Source organism: Cellulomonas sp. WB94 (assembly GCF_003115775.1).
Classification (GTDB): Bacteria; Actinomycetota; Actinomycetes; order Actinomycetales; family Cellulomonadaceae; genus Cellulomonas_A.
The window spans coordinates 1341595-1358779 of sequence record NZ_QEES01000002.1 but is presented as its reverse complement, the minus strand read 5'-3'; the positions used below and the strand labels follow the sequence as shown (position 1 = coordinate 1358779).

The 17185-nt window shown below is 73.4% G+C and carries 14 protein-coding genes; 6 read left to right on the top strand and 8 right to left on the bottom strand.

The genetic code is table 11. From position 1 onward, the window contains the following. Positions 1–954 carry an ABC transporter permease gene (locus DDP54_RS07400; RefSeq protein WP_109131200.1) on the bottom strand — a complete coding sequence of 318 codons (954 nt, stop codon included), beginning with the start codon at positions 952–954 and terminating at the stop codon, positions 1–3. Positions 955–1033: 79 nt separating this feature from the next. Beyond that, complete coding sequence (locus tag DDP54_RS07395) at positions 1034–2665, bottom strand: ABC transporter substrate-binding protein (RefSeq protein WP_347338500.1); 1632 nt, start codon at positions 2663–2665, stop codon at positions 1034–1036. A gap of 89 nt (positions 2666–2754) precedes the next feature. On the opposite strand from DDP54_RS07395, the gene DDP54_RS07390 reads away from it, so the two are divergent. Then, positions 2755–3519 (top strand): GntR family transcriptional regulator, encoded by a 765-nt coding sequence (locus DDP54_RS07390; protein ID WP_109131198.1) that lies wholly within the window; start codon positions 2755–2757, stop codon positions 3517–3519. On the opposite strand, the gene idi is transcribed toward DDP54_RS07390, so the two are convergent. Both idi and DDP54_RS07380 read right to left on the bottom strand, forming a co-directional pair. Beyond that, positions 3509–4120 (bottom strand): isopentenyl-diphosphate Delta-isomerase, encoded by a 612-nt coding sequence (idi, locus tag DDP54_RS07385; RefSeq protein ID WP_109131197.1) that lies wholly within the window; start codon positions 4118–4120, stop codon positions 3509–3511. The genes DDP54_RS07390 and idi overlap by 11 nt on opposite strands. Positions 4121–4197: 77 nt before the next feature. Continuing rightward, entirely contained in the window at positions 4198–5772 is a 1575-nt protein-coding gene (locus DDP54_RS07380; protein WP_109131196.1) for a TrkA C-terminal domain-containing protein, read from the bottom strand. Positions 5773–5889: 117 nt separating this feature from the next. Between DDP54_RS07380 and DDP54_RS07375 the strand changes: the two genes are divergently transcribed. After that, positions 5890–6579, top strand: a complete 690-nt coding sequence (locus DDP54_RS07375) for a DUF2993 domain-containing protein (protein WP_146192382.1) — start codon at positions 5890–5892, stop codon at positions 6577–6579. Positions 6580–6723: 144 nt separating this feature from the next. Continuing rightward, positions 6724–7431 carry a M50 family metallopeptidase gene (locus DDP54_RS07370; protein ID WP_109131194.1) on the top strand — a complete coding sequence of 236 codons (708 nt, stop codon included), beginning with the start codon at positions 6724–6726 and terminating at the stop codon, positions 7429–7431. A gap of 88 nt (positions 7432–7519) precedes the next feature. Here DDP54_RS07370 and DDP54_RS07365 read toward each other — a convergent pair whose 3' ends face one another. Both DDP54_RS07365 and DDP54_RS07360 read right to left on the bottom strand, forming a co-directional pair. Further along, positions 7520–7708 carry an antitoxin gene (locus tag DDP54_RS07365; protein WP_109131193.1) on the bottom strand — a complete coding sequence of 63 codons (189 nt, stop codon included), beginning with the start codon at positions 7706–7708 and terminating at the stop codon, positions 7520–7522. Positions 7709–7843: 135 nt separating this feature from the next. After that, positions 7844–8164: a hypothetical protein gene (locus tag DDP54_RS07360; RefSeq protein ID WP_109131192.1), complete on the bottom strand. Its 321-nt coding sequence runs from the start codon at positions 8162–8164 to the stop codon at positions 7844–7846. A 157-nt stretch (positions 8165–8321) separates the two neighbouring features. Between DDP54_RS07360 and DDP54_RS18585 the strand changes: the two genes are divergently transcribed. Next, positions 8322–10517 carry a DUF4011 domain-containing protein gene (locus DDP54_RS18585; RefSeq protein WP_242448282.1) on the top strand — a complete coding sequence of 732 codons (2196 nt, stop codon included), beginning with the start codon at positions 8322–8324 and terminating at the stop codon, positions 10515–10517. Further along, positions 10502–14608 (top strand): DUF3320 domain-containing protein, encoded by a 4107-nt coding sequence (locus DDP54_RS18900; RefSeq protein ID WP_347338531.1) that lies wholly within the window; start codon positions 10502–10504, stop codon positions 14606–14608. Before DDP54_RS18585 ends, DDP54_RS18900 begins: the two co-directional genes overlap by 16 nt. A 16-nt stretch (positions 14609–14624) precedes the next feature. Here DDP54_RS18900 and DDP54_RS07350 read toward each other — a convergent pair whose 3' ends face one another. Then, positions 14625–15236 (bottom strand): HNH endonuclease family protein, encoded by a 612-nt coding sequence (locus DDP54_RS07350; RefSeq protein ID WP_242448443.1) that lies wholly within the window; start codon positions 15234–15236, stop codon positions 14625–14627. A gap of 264 nt (positions 15237–15500) precedes the next feature. Then, positions 15501–16166 (bottom strand): DUF5668 domain-containing protein, encoded by a 666-nt coding sequence (locus DDP54_RS07345; RefSeq protein ID WP_109131190.1) that lies wholly within the window; start codon positions 16164–16166, stop codon positions 15501–15503. A gap of 110 nt (positions 16167–16276) precedes the next feature. On the opposite strand from DDP54_RS07345, the gene DDP54_RS07340 reads away from it, so the two are divergent. After that, positions 16277–17158 carry an alpha/beta hydrolase-fold protein gene (locus DDP54_RS07340; protein WP_109131189.1) on the top strand — a complete coding sequence of 294 codons (882 nt, stop codon included), beginning with the start codon at positions 16277–16279 and terminating at the stop codon, positions 17156–17158. The last annotated feature ends 27 nt before the right edge of the window (positions 17159–17185 follow it).

The following is a 17185-nucleotide window of genomic DNA, read 5'->3' as shown; positions in this document are numbered from 1 at the left end:
TCACACCGTCCTGATCCGGGGGTTGACGACGAGGTAGAGCAGGTCGACGAGGATGTTGACGACGACGAACGCGAGGGCGACGGTGAGCGTCACGCCCTGCACCAGCGCGGTGTCGTTCGAGGTGACGCCGTTGAGGATGAGCTTGCCCATGCCCGGCAGGTCGAAGATGACCTCGATGATGATCGCGCCGCCCATGAGGTAGCCGATCCGCAGGCCGAGCACGGTGATCGGCGTGATGAGCGCGTTGCGGAGCACGTTGCGCCCGACGACGACGACCGAGGGGATGCCGCTGCCGATCGCTGTCCGGACGTAGTCGCGGTCGAGCTCCTCGACCATCGCGGTCCGCACGACGCGCGTCAGGGACGCGGCGACGGGGACGGCGAGCGAGATCGCCGGCAGGGCCATCGACTGCAGGAAGCCGCTGAGCGAGTCGGCCGGGTTGACGTACCCGCCGCTCGGGAACCAGGTCCAGCGCAGCGCGAACTGCTGGATGAGCAGGACGGCGAGCCAGAACGACGGGGTCGCGACGCCCGCGATGGACACGACGCGGATGACCTGGTCGGGCCAGCGGTCGCGGTACAGGGCTGCGGTGACGCCGAGCAGGAGCGAGAGCACGACGGCGAGGATCAGCCCCATGAAGGTGAGCTGCATCGTCAGCGGGAACGCGTTCGCGACGAGGCCGCTGACGTTCTGCGCCGGCGGGACGGTCATCCCGAGGTCGCCGTGCACGAGCCCGACCAGGAACCGGCCGTACTGGACCAGCATCGGGTCGTCCAGGCCGTGCTGCGCGCGGTAGAGCGCCTTGGCGGCGTCGGTGGCGCTCTCTCCGAGCGCGTTGGTCGCGGCGTCGGTCGGCGCGAACCGCATCACGACGAACACCAGCAGGGTCACACCGAGGACCATGACCGGGAGGGCCACCAGCCGTCGGCCGGTCAGGCGAAGCAGGGCGATCACACGAGACTCCTCATTGAATCAGCAGTGCCGGGCCCGGGGCCGACGGCGGTCGAGCCGCCGTCGGCCCCGGGTGCGGGCATCAGGCCGAGCGGCCCACGTCGAGGAACGACAGGCCGGTCAGCGGGATCGGGCGGAAGTCCGGGAGCGCCTTGGCGTCCCACGCGCTCGGGAGCTTGCGGTGCAGCAGCGGGTACAGCGGGACCTGGGTCGAGATGAGGTCGAAGATCTGCGACCAGATCTTCTTCTGCGCCGCCTTGTCCTGCGCCTTGGACCCGTCGTCGAGCAGCTGGGTCAGCTGCGCGAACTCGGGGGCGTCCGACCAGCGGTACCGCTTGACGGGCCAGACCGAGCCCGCGTACCACCAGCGCAGCAGCAGGTCGGGGTCGTTGCCGAACACCGACGGGTCACCGGGGGCGACCATGACCTGGAGCTCGCCGGCGTCGACCTTCTTGTACTGACCGCCGGACTGCGCGATGTCGAGGGTCGTCGCGACGCCGATCGCGTCGAGGTCCTCCTTGATGAGCGGGGCGATGTCCTTGACCCAGCCGGTGTCCGTCGTGAGGAGCGTGATCGCGAGGTCCTTGACGCCCGCGGCGGCGAGCATGGACTTCGCCTTCGCGGGGTCGTACGTGTAGACCGTCTTGGCCTTGACGTAGTCGGGGTGGTCCTCCTGGAGGAAGCTCGTCGCGGCGGTCGCGTTGCCGAGCAGCCCGGTCGAGATGATCTTGTCGAGGTTCAGCGCGTAGAAGAACGCCTGGCGGACGTTGACGTCGTTGAACGGGGCGACGGACGTGTTGAACATCATGAACAGCAGGCCGAAGGACTGGACGGCCTCGGTCGTGACGACCTTGGACAGGCGGTCGACGTCGAGGTACGGGACGTCCTCGATCGCCAGGACGCGGCCCGACTCGATCGCGGTCACGCGGGCCGACGCGTCGGACAGCAGGTTCCAGGTCATCGCCTTGGCGAGCGCGGGGCGGGTGCCGGTGTACTTGTCGAACCGCTCGAACGTGATCTTGTCGTCCTTGGTGGCCGTCAGGATCTTGTAGGGGCCGGTTCCGGTCGGCAGGGCGTCGAACTTCTGCTGGTCGGCCGTGACGATCGCCTTCGGCACGATCTTGACGACCGCGATCCGCTCGGCGAACAGCGCGAACGGGTACGACGTCGTGAACGTCACCGTGGTGGCGTCCTTGGCGGCGACGGACGCGATGAACGGGATGAACTGGGAGTACAGCGAGGCGTTGGCCGGGTCCTGCACGCGCTGGAACGAGAACAGCACGTCGTCGACCGTGACGGGGCTGCCGTCGTGGAACACGGCGCCGTCGCGGAGGGTGACCTCCCACGTGGTGGGGTCGACCTGCTTCGGCAGTGCCGCACCGAGGGCCGCGTAGACGTGGCGGTCGGCGGGGTCGATCTCGGTGAGCCCCTCCATGACGTGCCAGTTCGCCGCCACGGTGACCGCCCCGGAGGTGGTCATGGGGTCGAAGCCGGTCGACAGCGGGTAGGAGATGCCGGCCTCGATGGTGCCGTCCGGGTTGATCTTCGGGGCGGCGCCGGTGGCGGCCCCGGTCGAGGTGGCACCGGTGCCTGTCGTGGAGGCCGGACCGCCGCACGCGGCGACCGCTGCGGCGACGCCGGCAGCAAGACCGAGCGTGCCGGTGAGCTTGAGGAAGCCGCGGCGGCTGGCCTCGGTGCTCAGTGCTTTCTTCATTGACTGCATCTGTGCTCCCGGAAGATAAGACGTCAGACGTCTGATGTTGGTAGGCTGATACTACGATCAAGCAACTCAGGAGGCAAGCGATGGTTGTGGACCAACCCGTGCGGGGCCCGTTCGGCGCTCCGCCGCGCGTCGAGACCACGACGGCCAACCAGATCAAGAACCTGATCCTGCTCGGTCGGCTGCGTCCAGGCGACCCCCTGCCGACCGAGACCGAGCTCTGCGCGAGCCTGGGCGTGAGCCGCTCGAGCGTGCGCGAGGCGATCCGGAGCCTCGTGGCGCTCGACATCGTCGAGGTGCGGCACGGTCACGGGACGTTCGTCGGCCAGCTGTCGCTCGCCCCTCTCGTCGAGGGGCTCGTCTTCCGCGGAGTGCTGAGCCCGGGCGACAACCTCTCGAGCCTGCGCGAGGTCGTCGAGGTGCGCATCGGCCTCGACCTCGCGATGAGCGACCGGGTCGTCGACGCGCTGCGCGGCACCGAGAATCCCGACCTGGAGGCGCTCGTCGCCGAGATGGAGGAGAAGTCACGCCACGGCGGAGACTTCCTCGAGCAGGACCGCGCGTTCCACGCCCTGCTGCTCTCGCACATCGACAACGCGCTGGTCGGGCAGCTCGTCACGGCGTTCTGGGACGTGCACGCCGCGGTCCTGCCGCTGCTCGGTGTCACTCCGTCGGATCGCCTCGACGACACCGCGCGCGCCCACGGCCTCATGCTCCGGGCGGCCCAGGCGGGTGACGTCGAGGCCTACCGCGAGGCCGTGATCGCGCACTACGGCCCGCTGCGCGCGGCCCTCGAGGATGCGCGCGCCGCGGCGCCCGCGACGACGCTGGCGCCCGTCAGACCGTAGTCGACGGCTCGACCGTCGCGGTGCTGGCCGGGGCGGACCAGCTGTCGTCCCCGGCCAGCCGCTCCATCTGCAGGGCCGCCCACGGGCTCACGGGCACGTCGCCTGCGGCGATGAGGGCCCGGAACTCGTCGGGCGTCACCCACCGGTGGTCGGCGACCTCGGACGGGTCCGGGGTCACGGTGATCCCCGCCGGGACGCGCGCGAGGAACACCGGGCAGATCTCGTTCTCGACGATGCCGTTGTCCATGACCGCGCGGTACCGGAAGTCCGGCAGCAGCGGGGTGACCTCGACCTCGCCGCGGATGCCGAGCTCGTGCCGCAGCCGCCGCAGCACCGCGCCGACGAGGTCCTCGTCGAGGCCGGGGTGCCCGCAGCACGCGTTCGTCCAGACGCCCGGCCAGGTGCGCTTGACCGGCGCGCGCTGCGTGAGGAGCACGCGGCCGTCGCTGTCGACGACGTAGCACGAGAACGCGAGGTGCAGCGGGGTGTCGGTCGTGTGGACGTCGGCCTTGAGCGCGGTGCCGATGACCGTGCCCGCCTCGTCGACCAGCACCACGTGCTCGTGGTCCGGCTCGACCGACCCGACGTGCCTGCCTGCCATCGTTGCCCCTGCCGTCGTGGTGGCCTCACCGCCGCATGAGGGGACGATCCTAGCCAGATCGGACGTCCGGGCGCCTTCTACAGCGAGACGAGCACCTGCACGATCAGGATCTTGACGATGATCCCGAGCGCGAACAGCGCGGCGTACCCGCCCTCGACTCGCTCGTCCGTGACGCGCCCGCCCGCGTACGCGAGCACCGCCGGCTGCCCGACGAGTCCCGCCAGCGCCCCGGCCGTGCGCGGAGCGCTCGCCCCGACGAACCGCCCGCCGAGCACGAACACCACCGACGAGATCCCGACGACAGCGATCGCGAGGACCACGATGCGCAGGCCGGTCGCGGTGAACGCCTGCGCGGCGAACGCCTGCCCCGACGCGAGCCCGACGGCCGCGAGGAACAGCAGCAGCCCGAGCTGGCGGATCGTGAGGTTCGCCGCGCGCGGCATGCCCCAGACCACCGGTCCGGTCCGCTCGAGGCTCCCGAGGACCATCCCGACGACGAGCGGCCCCGCAGCGGACCCGAGGGCGAAGGTCGCACCGCCCCCGAGGGGGATCGTGATGAGTCCGACCACGAGGCCGAGCGCCATCCCGATGCCGACCGTGAGCGCGTCGATCTCGGAGACCCGGTGCTCGGAGTCCCCGAGGTACCGGGACACCGCGCTGAGCTCCTCGCGCGGGACGACGGCCAGCACCCGGTCGCCCAGCTCGAGCGTGAGGTCGTCACGCGCGAGCAGGTCCAGGTCGCCGCGCAGCACGCGCGTGAGGACGCCGCCGAACCGTCCGGGGAAGTCGAGCTCGGCGACGGTGCGGCCGGCGACCTTGCGGTCGGACACGACGAACCGCCGGAAGTCGACCGAGGTGCGGTCGTCCGCGAGGTGCTCCTCGAGCCGCACGCCGAGGTGGGCGACGGCTGCGTCGACGGCCGGACGCGGGCCCACGACGACGACGCGGTCACCCGGCTGCAGCTGCTCGTCGTGGCCGACGACGCGCGTACGGCCACCCCGCTCGAGGTAGGACAGCCGGACGTCCTGGGCGGCGAACCCGGGGACCTCGCTGAGCAGCGTCGGTCGCTGCACCTCGGCGCTCGTCGCGTCGAGGCCGACCCCGGCGGCGGGCGACGGGTCGCGCGACGCGGGCCACCGGCGGTTGACGGTCAGCGCGACGACGAGGATCGCGACGGTCACACCGACCGGGTAGGCGAGCGAGTACCCGACGGCCGGTTCCTGGGTCCCGGCGGCGGCCGTCGCCGCGGCGAGCGCCGGGGTCGACGTGAGCGCCCCGGTGAACGCACCCGCGCTGAGCGGGCCGGTCAGCCCGAACGCCCCGCCGATCGCCGCCGCTGTCCCGCCCGCCAGCGCGAGGGCACCGATCCCGACCGCCATGAGCGGGAGCTGACGGCGCAGGTCGCGGACGAACGTGTTGCCCGCCGCGAGGCCCACCGTGTAGACGAACAGAGCCAGGCCGAGCGTCTGCACCAGCCCGAGGCCGGCGCCGAGCCGCTCGTCCGTCGCCCCGAGCGCGAGACCGACGAACAGGGCGCCCGCGGCTCCGAACCGGACCGGGCCGAACGGGATCGCGCCGACCGCGGTCCCGAGCGCCACGACGACGAAGATCGTCAGGAGCGGGGACCCCGCGAGCACGTCGAGGAGGGGCACGTCATCGCTTCGGCAGGCGGCGGCTGATCGTCATGGGTCGACGGTATCGGCCGCCGGGTGTGGCGGGCGGCACCGTCCCGCGGCGCCGCCGTCGGGCCCGGTCCGTACGCTGGCTCGATGCGCGCGCGAAGAGTGGTCGTCGGGGTGGTGGTCCTCGGCGTCCTCGCGGTCGGCGTGGTCGTGGGGGACCGTGCCGCTGCGTCGGCGGCCGAGCGCCGGGTCGTGACCGAGATCGAGGCGCGGATGCACGTCACCGGGACACCCCAGGTCGACGTCGGCGGGTTCCCGTTCCTGACCCAGCTCGTCGCCCGGTCGATCGACCGCACGACGGTCCACGTGGACGCCGTCACGTTCGACGGGGTCGAGGTGACGGATGTGGACCTCGACCTGCACGGGGTCTCGGTCGCCACCCCCGTCGTCGCCGACCGGCTCGTCGTCACCGGCACCCTCTCGCCGGCCACGCTCACGCGGCTCGCCGCGGACAGCTCGGGTCTCGCGATCGAGCTCGGGGTCGACGGCGGCACCCTGACCGCCTCGATGACGTTTCTCGGGGTCCCGGTGGTCGCCCTGCTGGCCCCGCGGGTCGAGGCGGGCGTGATCCGCGTCGATGTGACGACGGTGCGGCTCGGGTCCCTCGACGTCGCGGTCGACGACCTGCCGGGTGCGCTCGCGGACGGTCTGCGCGGGCTGCAGATCCCGGTCGACGGCCTGCCCGACGGCGTGCAGCTTACCGCGGTCGCCGTCGTGCCGGGCGGTGCGCGCATCACCGCGGTGGGCACCCACGTGCCGCTGACGTCCCTGCGCTGATCGGCCCGCGCTGACCGTCCCGCACTGACGGGCCCGCGCTGACGTGCCTGCGGTGCGCGGGTCGCGTGGACCGGACCGTGCTGACCCGCGCGTGCTGACCCGTCCGCCCCGGGGATCTGGTTGGCTTCGCCCCGGAGGTGATCCGTGGACCTGATCACGCAGATCTGGGAGCGCGCGACGACGACGCAGGAACCGCCGTCGGGCGAGGTCGTGCTGCTCACGGCAGGGGTGGCGCTCGTGTGCCTCATCGTGCCGACGCTGTGGCACCTGACCCGGCACGTGCTGACCATCGTCCACGAGAGCGCGCACGCGACGGTCGCGGTGCTGACCGGGCGGCGGCTCGCGGGCGTTCGGCTGCACTCCGACACGTCGGGCCTGACGCTCTCGGTCGGCAAGCCGCGGGGCCCCGGGATGATCGCGATGGCGTTCGCCGGGTACACCGGGCCGGCGGTCCTCGGGCTCGCCGCCGCGTGGGTGCTCGGTCGCGGCTACGCCGTCGGGATGCTCTGGCTGCTCGTCGTCGCCCTCGGGCTGCTGCTCGTGCAGATCCGGAACTGGTACGGGCTGTGGACGGTTCTCGTCAGCCTGGCCGCGCTCGTGGCGATCACCTGGTGGGCCACGCCGGTGTGGCAGTCGGGGTTCGCCTACGGGCTGACCTGGTTCTTGCTGCTCGGTGCCCCGCGGGCCGTCATCGAGCTGCAGTCCTCCCGGCACCGCTCGCGTGGCGCACGAACGTCGGACGCCGACATCCTCGCGAACCTGACGCACGTGCCCGGGCTGGTCTGGGTCGGGGCGTTCCTCGTCGTGACGGTCGGTGCGCTGGCCTGGGCGGCGACGCTGCTCGTGCGGTGACGCCGCTCGTCACGTAGCGCCGCTCAGGCGAGACCGGTCGTCCGAGGGTGCGGGGGCGCGCTCGGTGTCGGCGCCGGCGGGCGTCCGATCACTCGGTCGGCTTGTCCTCGGCGAGGAACTCCTTGGCCTTGCCGACGACCTGGTCGACCACCTGGTCCTGGTCGTCGCCGGTGCGTGACTTGATGGCATCCGCGGCCTTGTCGAGCGCGTCCGACGCCTGCTGCTCGTGACCCTCGAGCGCGTGCCTGCCCTTGCTCACCAGATCGTCGAGTCCCATGGGACGTCCTTCCGTCGCGCCGGACGAGCCTGTCTCGCCGACCGTGCCCCATGGAACCCCGGTGCACAGCGCGCGGCAACCGCTCGGAGGCCGGCGTCGGCCAACCGCTCGTCGGCAGTGACGACGTGCGTGCGGCTACTCGTCGATCTGGTCCGACTCCATCCGTTCGGCGAGCGACTCGTCGGCCTCGACGGCGTTCAGCACGTGGCGACCCGTCCCGGTGCGCGGGTCGGCCGGCTCGTCGATCTCGTCCGACTCGATCCGCTCTGCCATGGTCTCGTCGGTCTCGGTGACGGGGTGGACGTGCTCGGGCTCCTGCTCGTGGAGCTGGTCCGCCTCGACGCGTTCGGCGGTCGACTCGTCGGCTTCGGTGACGGGGTGGACGTGCTCCGGCTCGTGCTCGTGGAGCTGGTCCGCCTCGAGTCGCTCGGACATGGTCTCGTCGTCGGGTTCCATGAGCTACCTCGTCTCTGTCGGTGTCTCGGTCGGATCTTGTCGCCTCATCGAAACCCCGGGCCACCCGGCCCGCAACCGGCCACGGGGCTCGCGGTCCTGGCTGTGACCCTGCCGGAACCGTCGCGCGCCGGACGGGCATGTCGGTAGCCTCGACGCGATGCCTCCCGAGACCAGCGTGACCGCCACGGACCTCGAGGTCGACGCCGCCCCGGTCCTGTCCTACCCGATGGCCCACAACCGGCTGGCGGTCGTCAGCCGCATCGCCGTCCGGCACCGTGGGCCCGCCGTCGCGGGGGCGAGCGTCCAGGTCGAGGTGCGCGACGTCGAGGGTCGCATCGGCACCGCGTGGGAGCGGCTCGTGGACCTCGCGCCGGACGCCGAGACGCAGCTGACGGACATCGACCTTCACCTCGACGCGGACGCGATGCTGCAGATCGAGACGCAGCGGCCCGCGCAGGTCGTCGTCAGCGTCCTGGGCGACGGGGTTCTGCTCGCCGAGCGCTCGCTGCCGGTCCAGCTGCTGGCGGCGCGGCAGTGGGTCGCGGTCCCGCCCCTGCTCGCGACCGAGCTGCTCGCGGCGTTCGTCATGCCGAACCACCCCGCGGTCGCGGAGCTCGTCGCCGACGCGACGGCCCTCCTCGTGGAGCGCACCGGTCGACCGGTGACGGGCGCCGCGTACGACGAGGGTCCCGAGCGGGTCGACGCCACGGTGCGCGCGCTGTTCGACGCGATGCGGTCCCGGCAGGTCCGCGCCATCGAGCCGCCCGCGAGCTGGTCCGAGGTCGGGCAGAAGGTCCGGACGCCCGACGAGGTCCTCGACGGTGGGTCCGGTACGTGCCTCGACACGCTCCTGGTCCTCGCCGCCGCGCTCGAGCTGGCCGGCGTCCGCCCGCTGCTGTGGCTCGCCGAGGGATACGCGTTCTGCGGCTACTGGCGCGAGGAGGCGGCGCTCGGCGCGATCGCCCAGACCGACCCGGGCGACGTCGCGGCGATCGTGAACCTCGTCGACCTCGGGCTGATCCGGCTCGTCGACCCCGCGCTCCTCACGGTGCGCGACGCTCCCGCGACGCTGGACCAGGCGCACGCGTCGGCCTACTCGCAGTGGCTGACCGGCGACCTCGGTCGGATCCTCGGGGTGGTCGACGTGTGGCGCGCGCGGCGGGCCGGGGTCCTCCCGCTGCCGGCCCGGACCCCGGGGGCCGACGGCACCGTCGTGATCACGGAGTACCGCGCGCCGGAGCGGGCGGGGCTGCCCGAGGACAGGATGACGGGTGGCGCCCGGGGCGAGGCCGCGGTGGCGCCCGCAGCCGGTGGTGCTCCGGAGACGTCCACCGGGCCCGACGCCGCCGGTCCGTCCACCCCGCCGGTGCCCGCGCGTGTGCGGCAGTGGAAGAACGCCCTGCTCGACCTGTCCCTGCGCAACCGGCTCCTCAACTTCACGCCGCGGTCGGCCGTCGCGCTCGCGGTCCCTGCCGGTCACCTGGGCACGGTCGAGGACGCGCTGCACGCGGGCCACGCGGTGCACCTGCTCCCCGCCGACCAGCTCGACGAGGTCCAGGTCGCGCGCGGGATCCGCACCGGCCGCGACCTCCCGGACGACCAGCGCGCGGAGCTGTTCGACCAGCGCACCGCGCTGTTCACCGACCTGCCGACCGCCGCGTACGCCGGCCGGCTGCGCGCCCTCGCGTACAAGGCGCGGACGGTCGTCGAGGAGACGGGCGCCAACAACCTGTACGTCGCGTTCGGCTCGCTCGTGTGGTCGCTCGACGGTCGCGAGCTGCGTTCGCCGCTCGTGCTGGTCCCGGTACGGCTCGTGACCCGGTCGCGCGAGCGGGCGTACCGCATCGAGCTCGACGAGGCCGGTGCGAGCACCCCCAACTACTGCCTGCTCGAGAAGCTGCGGCAGGTGCACGGGCTCACCGTGCCCGGTCTCGCCGAGCCCACCGAGGACGGCGCCGGCATCGACCTGGCCGCGGCGCTGCTCGCGATGCGCACCGCGCTCGCGGCCGAGGGCCTCGGCTACCGGGTCGAGGAGACGGTCGACCTCGCCGTCCTGCAGTTCGCGAAGTACCGGTTGTGGAAGGACCTCGACGAGAACTGGTCGGTGCTCGCGGCGAACCCGCTGGTCAGGCACCTGATCGAGACGCCGACCGACCCGTTCGTGGACCCGGCCGCGCCGGCAGCGCCCGACGCCGACGCCGGCCGCACGGACCTCGACGAGCTCGCGGCGGCGTGCCCGGTCCCGGCCGACGCGTCGCAGCTCACCGCGGTGGCCGACGCGGTCGCGGGTCGCACGTTCGTGCTCGAGGGCCCCCGGGGACCGGCAAGTCGCAGACCATCACGAACCTCCTGACCCGAGCGGTCGCCGACGGCAAGCGGGTCCTGTTCGTCGCCGAGAAGCGCGCTGCCCTCGACGTCGTGCGCGCCCGGCTCGACGAGGTCGGACTGGGTCCTTTCTCGCTCGACCTGCACGACAAGGCCAGCAAGCCGTCCGCGGTCCGTGCCCAGGTCCGGGCCGCCCTCGACCACACGGTCGACGTCGACGAGCAGGGCCTCGAGGTCGAGCTCGAGACGCTGCGCGCAGCGCGGAGCGCCCTGGCCCGGTACGCCGAACGGCTGCACGCGCCGAACGGTGCGGGGCTGTCCTTCTACTCGGCGCGCACGAGCCTGCTCGCCCTCGGCGGCGGCGCGGTGGGCGGTCCCGTCGGCGGTGCGGCGCTCGGGCCCGTGCTCCCGGTGCCGATCGACCTGCTCGACGCCGCGGGGGCCACGCGGCTCGCGAGCATCCGTCGCGCGCTCGAGCTGCTCCCGGACACCGCCGAGCCGGCCCGCCCGCGGCCCGACCATCCGTGGGGGTTCGTCGGGCTCGCCGACCCGGCACGGATCGACGTCCCGGCGGTGGCGCGCGCCGTCGGTGCGGTCGACGCCGCGCTGCGGACCGCGACCGTGCACGTCGGTCCCGCGACGCCTGCCCTGGGCGCCGCGCGTCACCACGTGGACCTCGCGACGCTCGCGAACCTTGCGGCCGCTGACGGTGTGACGCTCGACGAGCTCGACGACACCCGTGCGCCCCGGTGGCGCGAGGCCGCCGAGGCGCTCGTCGACGAGGTGGCCGCGTTCGGGTCCGCGCCCCACCCCGGGCTCGAGCTCGTGGTGCCCGACGTGCTCGGGCTGCCGCTCGGCGAGCTCGCCGTCGAGGCGCACGCCGCAGCCGCGTCGAGCTGGTTCGGACGCCGTCGGCGTCTCGCAGCGATCGCCGACCACCTGCGACCCGGTCTGCGGCTGGGAGCGATCGTCAAGCCGGCCCGCGTCCCCGAGCTGACCGCGTCGCTCGCGGCACTGCAGGCCGCCGCCGAGAACCTGGCGTTCCGGGCCGAGCAGCTCGCCGGCGTCGCACTGCCCGCCACCTGGAACCCGATGGTGCCCGAGGCCCTCGACGAGCTCACGGCACAGGTCGAGTGGCTGACCTGGGCGGGTGCGGCCGTCGACCCCGACGGCGACGACCCCACCGCCGACCCGTTCGTCCGGGCCCTCCGGGAGCTGCTGGGCGGCGGGGTGCGCGGCGCGATCGCGGCCGGCACCATCGAGGGGCTCGACGAGCTCGCGCGGGCAGCCGCCGCGCTCATGACGACGGTTGCCGCGACACCCGAGCAGGTCGCGCGGTGGAGCGCGGACGTCGGCGTCGTCGGCCGCTGGATCGCGACCGCCGAGGGCAGGGCGGCACGGCCCACCCAGGACGCGACGCCGGTCCGCCGCGGTGACCGCACGGCTGAGATCGACCCCGTGCCGCTGACCCGCTGGGTCGCGTTCGTCGGGGCGCTCGAGCCGCTGCGGCACGCCCACCTGCTCGCGGCACGCGAGGCGCTGCTCCTCGGCACCGTCGACTCGACCGCCGCGGTCAACGCCCTCGGTCGGGGCGTGGCCCTGGCCTCGGCTCGTGAGCGCCGGGTGGCCACCGGGCTCGACGGTTTCGACCCCCTCGTCCAGCAGCACACCATCGAGCGGTTCACCGCGGCGGCACGCACGGTCCGCGACCTGCAGCGCGCGGCGATCCCCGCGGAGATCGTCCGGTCCCGCTCGTTCGACGCGGGATCGGCCGCCGGGCAGACCGGTGCGCTCGGTCGCGAGCTCGCCCGGCAGCGCGGCGGCCTCGGGGTGCGCGGGCTCATGTCGACGTACGGGGACCTCATCACGCGCGCGCTCCCGTGCGTGCTCGTGAGCCCCGACTCGCTGGCCCGGTTCTTCCCCGTCCAGGAGAACCTGTTCGACCTCGTGGTGTTCGACGAGGCGTCGCAGATCCGCGTCGCGGACGCCGTCGGTGCGATGGGCAGGGCACGCAGCGTCGTCGTCGTCGGCGACTCGCAACAGCTTCCGCCGACGTCGTTCGCCGAGGTCAGCGGCGGGGACCCGCTCGACGACCCGGAGGACCCCGCGCTCGGCGTCCTGACCGTGGAGGACGAGGAGAGCATCCTGTCCGAGTGCGTCCAGGCGCGCGTGCCGCGGCACTGGCTCAGCTGGCACTACCGGAGCCAGGACGAGTCGCTCATCGCGTTCAGCAACCACCAGTACTACGAGGACCGGCTCAGCTCGTTCCCCGCGCCGTCGTCCGGTGCGGCCGACCCCGGTCCCGGCGGGTACGGCGTCAGCCTCGTGCGTGTCGACGGGACGTTCCACCGGTCGGCCCGACGCGAGGACGGGACCAGCGGTCTCCTGCGCACCAACCCGGTCGAGGCCCACGCGGTCGTCGAGGAGATCCGGCGCCGGTTCGACGCCCAGCCCGGGCGGGTCCCCTCGCTCGGTGTCGTGACGTTCAACGCGCAGCAGCGGACGCTCATCGAGTCGCTGCTGCGGGACTCGGGCGACGACCGTCTCGTCGAGGCGCTCGACGGGAGCGCGCCGGACGCGACCGGGGCCGACGCCGGCGGGGCCACCTCCGCGGCGGCCAGCGGCGAGGGGCTGTTCGTCAAGAACCTCGAGAACGTCCAGGGCGACGAGCGCGACACCATCCTGTTCTCGACCGCCTTCTCCGTGAACGAGCGGGGCTACCTGCCGCTCAACTTCGGACCCCTCAACCGGGACGGCGGGGAACGCCGGCTCAACGTGGCCATCACCCGTGCGCGGCGACAGGTCGTCGTGTTCACGTCGTTCGACCCCGAGCAGCTGCGCGCCGAGGAGACCCAGAGCGTCGGCATCAAGCACCTGCGCGCCTACCTCGACCTGGCGGCGACCGGCTCCCGGACCGTCTCGGTGGCGGGGCGACGGCCTGCCGTGATCGACCGGCACCGCGAGCAGGTCGCCGACGCGCTGCGGGTCCGCGGGTTCGTGGTCCGGACCGACGTCGGGCTCTCGGAGTTCCGCATCGACCTCGTGATCGCCGACCCGGCCGCCCCCGACCGTCCGCTCGTCGCGGTGCTGCTCGACGGACCCGGATGGGCCGCACGGCGCACGGTGGGTGACCGCGACGGCCTGCCGCTCGAGGTGCTCGGACTGATGCTGCGGTGGCCCGCGGTCGAGCGCGTGTGGCTGCCCGAGTGGCTCGCCGAACCGGGCGACGTGCTCGACGACCTCATCGCTGCGGTCGAGGCGGCGGCCGCCGATGTTCCACGTGAAACCGCTGGTCAGGCGCATGTTTCCGGGCTTGTTCAGGCATCGGCTCGACAGCGAGCCGTCTCGGCGGTGCCTCAGGCAGCGCCGCCAGGCCCATCCGGGCCGATAGTTGGGTCTGAGCCGAGCGTCGAGCCCGAGCCCGAGCCCGAGCTGAGCGTCGACCTTGAGCCGAGCGTCGACCCCGAGCCGAGCGGCAGCCCTGAGCCGACGGTCCGGCACGGGCCGACGGGTCCGGTTCAGTTCGCACCGTGGGAGCCGCGGGTCGCGGGCGACCGGGCCGTTCTCGACGGACTCCCGGGCGAGCGCGCCGCCGCCCAGGTCCGCTCGGTCATCGAGGAGGTCGTCGCGGCCGAGGGACCGGTGCACCTCGACCGCCTCACGCGCCTTGTCGCGGCGTCGTTCGGGTTGCCGCGGATGGCTCCTGTACGTGCGGCCGCGATCGCGGCGCAGGTGCCGGCCGACCTCATCTGGGCCGGTGCGCCGCTCGACGATCGACCTGTCTCGAGCGAGGGCGGACTCGCGTGGGGCGACGCCGAGGCTTTCGCGTGGCCGCGCGACCTCGACCCGGCGACCTGGACCGGCTACCGCCGCGCGGCCCCCGGGACGACGCGGGCGATCGAGCAGGTTCCCCTGCGCGAGATCGCGAACGTCACGGTCGCGCTCGTCCGAGCCTCCGCCGGGGTGTCCGAGGCCGAGCTGCTGCGCGCGACTCTGGCGGAGCTCGGCAAGGCCCGCCTGACGGCGACCAACCGGACGAGGCTGCTCGCGGCGCTCGGGACCGCGGTCGACGCCGGACGCGTGCAGGTGTCGCCGGCCGGGTTCGTCACGGCGCTGTGACGGTCACGGTGCTCTGTCACGGCGCTCTGACGTCGGCGACGACGCACCGGTCGAGCTGGCGGCGCATCGCGTCCCGCTCGGCGGCCGTGACCCACAGGCCGTAGGCCGCCTTCACGCGGACCTGCCGCAGCGCGTACACGCAGCGGTAGCCGGTGTTGGGCGGCAGCCAGGTCGCGGCGTCGCCCGCACCCTTCTCCTGGTTGAGCGGACCGTCGACCGCGAGCAGGTTGGCCGGGTCGTTCGCGAACGCCTCGCGGGTCTCGGGTGCCCACTGCTGCGCGCCCTTCTGCCAGGCGTCGGCCAGTGCGACGACGTGGTCGATCTGCACGGCCGCGCTGCCGGCGCCCCGCACGAACTGCCGCACCTCGCCGCTGTACGGGTCGTCGAGCGTCCCGGCCAGCACGACGCAGTCGCGGGTCCCGGGTTTGAACGTCGCACCCGCTAGGTCCCGGGCCAGGATGTCGTTGCGCGTGTCGCAGCCGTTGCGGTCGACGTCTGCCCACGCCTGACCGAACGCGCTGCGGTCGTAGCCGGTCGTCGGCGCACGGCCTTTGACGGGCAGGGCGTCGAGCGCGGACCGTCCCGCCGCGAGGTCCGCGGCCGAGACGGGGTAGCGCGCCGCGTCGATGGCCTGCGTCCACGCGGGGAGACCGAGCCCGACGCCGACCGTCGCGACCAGGACGGCCACCCACCAGAGCGTCCGCCCGCGTCGGCGCCTCGACCGCCGCTCACCGGGCAGTCGCGGGGTCCGCCGCTGCGACCAGCGAGGGCTCCACGGGTCGCGTTCAGGGTTCGGCACCCCCGAAGGCTGCCATGCGCCCCCGACACGGCAAGAACCGGCGCCGCGAGTCGGTCAACCGGCGCCGACCGGCGCGGGGGTGTGGGTGGTCGGTCAGTTCTTGATGTCGACGCCGCCCATGATCGCGGTGATGTGCACGACGAGCTCAGGGGCGTCGGGCCCCGGCAGCTGGGATGTCTTGTCCTCCCACCCGCCGAGCAGCGGCAGCCCGCCCACCCGGACCCGCCAGGTCGGGGGGACCTTGATGTCGACGCCGCCCCAGAACACGAAGACCGAGATCTCGGCGCGGTCGACGATGTCCGCCTCACGCAGGTCGACGCTGATCCCGCCCATGATGGCGCTCAGGCTGCCGCCCCTGAAGTCGTGGCTCGTCGTGCGGCGCTCGGACCCCCACCAGATGACCGCGGAGTTGACGGACTTGTCGTCGGCCGCGCGCGTACCCAGCCCGGTCAGCACGGTAAGGCCGAAGAGGATGATCGCGATCGGCCACACGATCGACCACAGGTTGACGGTGATCAGACCCAGCGTGCTGAGCTGGAGGAAGACCCCGACGGCGATGACGGTGACGGGCCCGATCCAGGCCCGCGGCACCGACACGAGCGCGGCCGCTCCGGCCAGGACGATCACCAGCGGCCACCACGTCGCGATGAGCTCGCCGAGGTCGAGGTCGACAGCGCCGAGCTGCACGAGCAGCGCGCTCACCCCGACGGCGACGATGAGGAGACCGACAAGGACCTGGGAGAGCGGCCGCTGGTTCACAGATTCACGCTAGCGCCCCAAGGTGGTGCACAACCGGCGGATCGGCACGCACCTGGTCCCCGGCCCCGAACCACCGCCACGGCGTCGACGGCCCGCCTAGTCTGGGCGCCATGACCGCAGGTGCACCCCTCAGTCGCCGCGCGGTCCTCACGGGAGCGGCCGTCCTGGTGGGTGTCGGAGCGCTCGGCGCCGCGGGTGTCGCGACCGGCGTCGTGCCCGGATCGGCGGGGATCCGTCGCCGCCTCGGCCTCGACGGGCCCGACGGCGTGGTCCCGGACGTGGTGGCGGGCACCGTGACGACACGCAGCGTCGAGTCGGCGGCCCGCGGTACCCGGGTGAGCCTCGGGACGATGACGCCCGCGGGGGTCGACGCCGCCGGGCTCCCCGTCCTGCTCGCGCTGCACGGGCGCGGCGCGAACGCCCAGACCCTCGTCGACCTCGGGCTGCCCGAGTTCCTGACAGCGGCGGTCCAGGCCGGCGCCTCACCGTTCGCGATCGCGGCCGTCGACGGCGGAGACCGCTACTGGCACGCGGTCGGGTCCGACGACCCCCAGGCCATGCTGCGCGACGAGGTCCCCGCTTGGCTCGCGGACGCGGGGCTCGGGCCGGTGTTCGGCGCGCTCGGCATCTCGATGGGCGCGTTCGGCGCACTGCTGTGGGCACGACTCGCCGCAACCCCGCCTACGGCGGTCGTCGCCATCAGTCCCGCGCTGTTCCCCACGTGGGGTGACGCGAAGGTGCGCGACGTCTTTGTGGACGAGGCCGACTGGGCCGAGTCGGAACCGCTGCGCCACCTCGACGCGATCGACGGCTCGACCCTCGGGGTGTGGTGCGGCACCGAGGATCCGTTCGTGTCGGCCGCCCGCGAGCTCGCCGACGGGACCGGGGCGGCTGCTGCGCACTTCGACCCCGGCGCCCACACCGAGGGCTACTGGCGCCGCGTGCTCCCGGACGCGCTGGCGTTCGCCGCGGCCGAGGTTCCGCGCGTGTGAGCCGCCAGGACTGCGGCGGCCCCCGCG

Excerpts from the sequence above, each read along its gene's own strand:
- DDP54_RS07340 (WP_109131189.1), top strand. The coding sequence starts at position 16,277 with ATGACCGCAGGTGCACCCCTCAGTCGCCGCGCGGTCCTCACGGGAGCG.
- DDP54_RS07395 (WP_347338500.1), bottom strand. The coding sequence starts at position 2,665 with ATGAAGAAAGCACTGAGCACCGAGGCCAGCCGCCGCGGCTTCCTCAAG.
- DDP54_RS07390 (WP_109131198.1), top strand. The coding sequence starts at position 2,755 with ATGGTTGTGGACCAACCCGTGCGGGGCCCGTTCGGCGCTCCGCCGCGC.
- idi (WP_109131197.1), bottom strand. The coding sequence starts at position 4,120 with ATGGCAGGCAGGCACGTCGGGTCGGTCGAGCCGGACCACGAGCACGTG.
- DDP54_RS18585 (WP_242448282.1), top strand. The coding sequence starts at position 8,322 with ATGCCTCCCGAGACCAGCGTGACCGCCACGGACCTCGAGGTCGACGCC.
- DDP54_RS07360 (WP_109131192.1), bottom strand. The coding sequence starts at position 8,164 with ATGGAACCCGACGACGAGACCATGTCCGAGCGACTCGAGGCGGACCAG.
- DDP54_RS07365 (WP_109131193.1), bottom strand. The coding sequence starts at position 7,708 with ATGGGACTCGACGATCTGGTGAGCAAGGGCAGGCACGCGCTCGAGGGT.
- DDP54_RS07375 (WP_146192382.1), top strand. The coding sequence starts at position 5,890 with ATGCGCGCGCGAAGAGTGGTCGTCGGGGTGGTGGTCCTCGGCGTCCTC.